Origin of the sequence: Archangium sp., from assembly GCF_036388035.1 — a bacterium.
GTDB lineage: Bacteria > Myxococcota > Myxococcia > Myxococcales > Myxococcaceae > Archangium.
The window spans coordinates 1-4,553 of sequence record NZ_DASVSO010000541.1 but is presented as its reverse complement, the minus strand read 5'-3'; the positions used below and the strand labels follow the sequence as shown (position 1 = coordinate 4,553).

The window sequence follows — 4,553 nt, the reverse complement described above, 5'->3', positions numbered from 1 at the left end:
ATTGGGCGCGCGCGCGCCACGGCCCCAGCCCAGCACGAGCACCTCCAGGTCCTCGTCCCGGTACACCAAGGTGCGCGTGTAGCGCCCCTCGCGCAGCAGGGCGAAGGGCTCCACGGCGCGCCGGTGCAGGCTGCCTTCGCGCAGCACCCGCTCGAGGGCCTCGGCGCCTCCGCGTCTGTTGGCGTCGCGCAGTCGGAGAATGAACTGTCTCAAGGAGAGGGAGCGGGGGGGCAGGGAGTGCTCGCCCTCGGTCGCCGCTACGGGCGCAGCCTCCATTGCCTGCCATCCGGTAGGTGGGCTGCTTTCCATGAAGCTCTCCTTCCGTCCGCTCCAAACCACCGGGACGGGTGAGGCTCAATGAAGGTGTGTCTTCCCCCCCTCGTCCGCCAAGACGGGACAGGCGGCCAAGGGAGCGCCCGTCCCCTACCCGGGGGTAGTTCGATTGACAGCCCCACCGCACCCCCTCATGCCCTCTGGACGGCTTGCGACTCGAGCGGCGCGCGCTCCGCTCCTGCTCCAGGGGTTGGGGTAGCGTGACGGCCATGCACCTGCGACGAGGATTGTGGCTGTTGAGCGTGTGTCTCTTCGGGTTGTCCTGGGGCTGTACGGACAGTGAGGAGGGGGGCGGCTTGCCTGGGGCGAGCGGGCTGTTGGTCTCCGATGATTTCGAGACGGCGTCCGTCGGCGGACCGCCCAACGCGGCGACGTGGACGCTCCGCGTCTTCGGGCAGCAGGGCAGCATCTCCGTGGATGGCACCCAGGCTCACTCCGGCTCGAAGTCGGTGTACGTCAACGGCACCGGCCAGAGCGGCTACCGCTCCGTCCTGTTCACCACCACCGTGCCCTTCCCGGCGGCCAACAACAGCTTCTACATGCGGGCCTTCATCCGCTCCAAGAGGGGGATGGGCCAGGGCCACAGCACCTACTTCGGAGCGGGCTCGGGGGATGACCAGCGCATGGTGCGCATCGGCTTCCACCAGTACGTGCTGGAGGCCAACCTCATCCACCCGGGCACGGAGTACGAGGTGCTCTCGGGCCCCTGGGGCCAGCCGGAGCAGGGCGTCCAGTTCGTGGCGGGGAAGTGGCACTGCGTGGAGGCCTTCTTCAATGGGGCCCAGCACGAGCTGCGCGCGTGGTTCGATGGGAACGAGGTCACCCGCCTCCACACGACGAACTGGGACGCCAACCTGAAGAGCTGGTCTCCCCAATATGCCCGGGCCTGGTTCGGCTTCGAGACCTACCACGGCGAGCAGGACGAGCTCTGGTACGACGACATCGCCATCGGGACGGAGCGGCTCGGCTGCGGCCCGTAGTCAGCGGGTCACTGACCCCACGGCAGGGCCCCGGACGGAATCTCGGGGTCCTCCAGCTCCTCCAACGTGTCGAAGCGCAGGGGATAGAGGTCGTAGCTGCCGACGAAGGGCTGATTGATGTTGTAGCTGTCGTTGTTGAAGAGCGGCTCGAGGCTTTCGCTGCCAATGAGCGGCTGCTGGAGTTGGTAGCTGCCGGCCATGGGCTGCTGGAGGTAGTAGCTGCCAGCCATCGGCTGCTGGAGTTGGTAGCTGCCAGTCATCGGTTGCTGGAGTTGGTAGCTCCCGGCCATGGGCTGCTGCTGGGCGTAGCTGCCCTGCTGCGCGAGCGCTGTCGCCCCCCAGGACACGGTCGCGATGATCGCCGTCAGAATGCTCTCGCGCATGGCTCAACCCCTTCTCCTGGGGTTGAGGTAGCCATCCGGGAAGCCCCCGAGGAGCACTCGCCCCGGCGCTCGTGGCTGCTCGCCGCTCGAGGATGGGCTCGACCGAGCCCACCCGCACCGTCGGAGCGACCGCGAGCGCGGGGCCGGAATTCCTACTTGTTGTGGCAGGCCTTCTGGTTGCTGCCGCTCACGCCGGTGCAGGACTGGGTGGAGGGGCAGTCGGAGTCCTGGGTGCAGATCTTCAGGCACTGCAGGGCGGTGCTGCCGGCGCCGAGGGTGTCGCAGATGCCGCCCTCGACGCACTCGTCGGTGCTGCCCGTCTTGTCACACTCCTCGCCCACCTCGGCCTTGCCGCAGGCCGCGAGGGCCAGCAGGCCGGACAGGAGCACCGCCGACGACAGGAGACGCTTCGCGCTCATGGATTTCTTCCTTTCCCAGGGAGGGAGAGAGGGGAGGACGGCACCGTGCCAGAAAAGTGCGGGGGGGTACGCAACTACCGCACCGCTTCATGGGAGAATGCAGCAACGGATCATCCGCAGGAGCCCCCATGAGCACCATCGATCGCAACCGCAACCTCCTGTCCCACGTGGGCCAGGGTGCGCGCCAGACCGTCGAGAAGACGCAGCAGACCGCGAACGTCGCGGTCAACACCGTGAAGACCGCCGTGGCCGAGAGCGCCAAGGTGGTGAAGCAGGGCGTGGACGCCTTCGAGGCGGGGCCGGCGCGGCAGGTGACGAACCTGCTGGGTGGCAGCAAGAAGCCGGACCGGGCGTATGACGGCCAGTTCGTGGGCGCCAACGGGCAGACGTTCCCGCCGGGCACGCCGCTGAACCAGATTCCGGCGGTGATGCCGAAGAACAACACCAACCCGACGAAGACCATCATCTACGTCAACGGCATCATGACGCCCAAGGAGGCACAGTCGAGCGACCTCCAGGCCATCGCCGACAAGGCGGGGGCGCGCACGATCGGCATCCACAACTCCACCGAGGGCTTCGTCAGCGACCTGGCCCAGTGCGTGAAGGACAAGCTGGACAAGGGCCGCAACCCGGCGGTGGACACGCTGGCGGACACCCTCTACTCGGAGCTGAAGGCGGGCCGGTCGGTGGACCTGATGGGCTACAGCCAGGGCGGCCTCATCACCAGCCGCGCGCTCAAGGACGTCGCCAACCGGCTGCGCATCGAAGATGGGATGTCCAAGGCCGACGTCGAGAAGACGATGAGCCGGCTGAACGTGGAGACCTTCGGCGCCGCCGCGACCACCTACCCGGACGGGCCCAAGTACGTGCACTACGTGAACAACCGGGACGCGGTGCCCACGCTCTTCGGGCTCGGTGGCACGGTGGACCCGGCGGCCTTCCTCAAGGACGCGGGCAAGGGCGCGGTGGTGCACCGCTTCGGCGACGGCGGCCTCAACGTCATCGCCAACCACAGCCTCCAGGACACCTACCTCAAGCACCGCGTGCCGTTCGAGCAGGCGCGCGAGGGCAAGTTCAACAACTAGTCTGTTCCCGGGGGGAGGGGCGGGCGATGAGCCTCCCGCCCCCCTGGGCTACGCGTGCCACTCGACGTGGTACGTGGCGCTGCCGCCCTCCACGCGCAGGCTGCGCACGCGGGGCTCGCGCGCGCCGGTGGCGCCGAGCGCGGCCTCGAGGATGCCCTGGTAGTAGGAAGGCATCCCGAGCGTCTCGTTGATCCACACCTCGTAGGCGGTGGGGGACAGCTCGGTGAGCTGCATCTGCACGTAGTTGTCGGCGTTGCGGAAGTTGTGGTTCAGCCGCATGAGCAGCCGGCGGGGCCCGAGGGCTCGCCCGAGCGCGAGCATCCCCCGGCCGAGCACCGTCTCCCTCACCCCGAGCACCATCTGCTGGCCGAGCCGGCGCAGGGCCTCGTCGCGTTGGAGGTCGGGGTAGAGCTCGCGCACGACGATGTCGAGCGAGGGGCGCCACACGGACAGCGGGTAGAAGGACTGGGGCTGGCAGTCGAGCTGCAGCCCCATGCGTCCGAGGGCACCGCGGGCCCCCGCGGAGAGCCTCCCGTGTGCAAGCTGAAAGAGACCGTGAAAAGCGTTGCCGAACACCCCGCGCTCATCCGTCATCAACATGCATGTCCCCCCGCTCACGACGGCCCCGTACAGAAGGGGCTGTTTGGAACCGTGCGACCCACAGGGCCGCACCGGACAGTGAGGAGATAGTCGCACGGAGTGGCGGGAGACGCCGGAAACTGGCCAGCGGGGATGTTCACCGACGGGCGGAGGGGGTGCGGGAAACAGGACAATGTCGTGCGATCTCCCGACAAACCTGTAGCCGCACCGGGCTCAGCGCTTCTTGGCGTTCTTCTCCGCGCGCTCCAGCCGCTCCAGCCGCTCATTGGGCGCGTTGTCCCCGAGCTTTCCGGCGACATAGGCGGTGGCGGAGGCCAGCTTGCGGCGGAACTCGTCCGGGGGCGGCCCCGGCTCGCGCGGGAGGTTGAAGAAGTCGGTGCCCACCTTGAGCAGCGTGCGCGCCATCATCTGATCGTCCTCGGAGGAGAGCGGATAGAGGAGGGCGGCGACGCGGCTGTGGCCGTGGGCGGCGGCCTTGCCGAGCGCCGTCTCCCCCATGCGGTCGGAGAGGATGGGGTCGGCGCCCCCGGCGAGCAGGGCCTTCACGAGCGCCTCCTCGCCGTTCTCGGCGGCGACGATGAGGGGAGTACGGCCTTCGGCGTCGAAGGGGTTGGGGTCGGCGCCGCCATCCAGCAGCACCTGCACGCGGGCCAGGTCACCGGCCGCCACGGCATCGAAGAGGGACATGGACTACCTCCGGGGAGAGAGCATGGCGCTTTCCCTCCGGGGGCGCCACCCTGCCCGCTCCCTCGC

Annotated in this window: 6 protein-coding genes and 1 pseudogene; 2 read left to right on the top strand and 5 right to left on the bottom strand. The window is 68.7% G+C overall.

Annotation, left to right across the window (positions count from 1 at the left end):
• A pseudogene (locus tag VF697_RS21795) lies at nucleotides 1-276 on the bottom strand (hypothetical protein); the annotation flags it as partial.
• A 353-nt stretch (nucleotides 277-629) separates the two neighbouring features.
• Here VF697_RS21795 and VF697_RS21790 point away from each other — a divergent pair.
• The gene (locus tag VF697_RS21790) at nucleotides 630-1,313 is read left to right on the top strand and encodes a hypothetical protein (RefSeq protein WP_331097966.1); all 684 of its coding nucleotides are present in this window, start codon (nucleotides 630-632) and stop codon (nucleotides 1,311-1,313) included.
• 8 nt (nucleotides 1,314-1,321) lie between these two features.
• Here the strand turns inward: VF697_RS21790 and VF697_RS21785 are convergent, their stop codons facing one another.
• Together VF697_RS21785 and VF697_RS21780 are read right to left on the bottom strand one after the other, a co-directional pair.
• On the bottom strand, nucleotides 1,322-1,696 hold the full coding sequence (locus tag VF697_RS21785) for a hypothetical protein (RefSeq protein ID WP_331097964.1): 375 nt from the start codon (nucleotides 1,694-1,696) through the stop codon (nucleotides 1,322-1,324).
• 152 nt (nucleotides 1,697-1,848) lie between these two features.
• Nucleotides 1,849-2,115, bottom strand: a complete 267-nt coding sequence (locus VF697_RS21780) for a hypothetical protein (protein WP_331097962.1) — start codon at nucleotides 2,113-2,115, stop codon at nucleotides 1,849-1,851.
• 128 nt (nucleotides 2,116-2,243) lie between these two features.
• On the opposite strand from VF697_RS21780, the gene VF697_RS21775 reads away from it, so the two are divergent.
• Nucleotides 2,244-3,200 (top strand): hypothetical protein, encoded by a 957-nt coding sequence (locus tag VF697_RS21775; protein WP_331097960.1) that lies wholly within the window; start codon nucleotides 2,244-2,246, stop codon nucleotides 3,198-3,200.
• Between the two features lie 48 nt (nucleotides 3,201-3,248).
• On the opposite strand, the gene VF697_RS21770 is transcribed toward VF697_RS21775, so the two are convergent.
• Nucleotides 3,249-3,794 carry a DUF2378 family protein gene (locus tag VF697_RS21770; protein ID WP_331097968.1) on the bottom strand — a complete coding sequence of 182 codons (546 nt, stop codon included), beginning with the start codon at nucleotides 3,792-3,794 and terminating at the stop codon, nucleotides 3,249-3,251.
• Nucleotides 3,795-4,013: 219 nt separating this feature from the next.
• Complete coding sequence (locus tag VF697_RS21765; RefSeq protein ID WP_331097958.1) at nucleotides 4,014-4,487, bottom strand: ankyrin repeat domain-containing protein; 474 nt, start codon at nucleotides 4,485-4,487, stop codon at nucleotides 4,014-4,016.
• Between the last annotated feature and the right edge of the window lie 66 nt (nucleotides 4,488-4,553).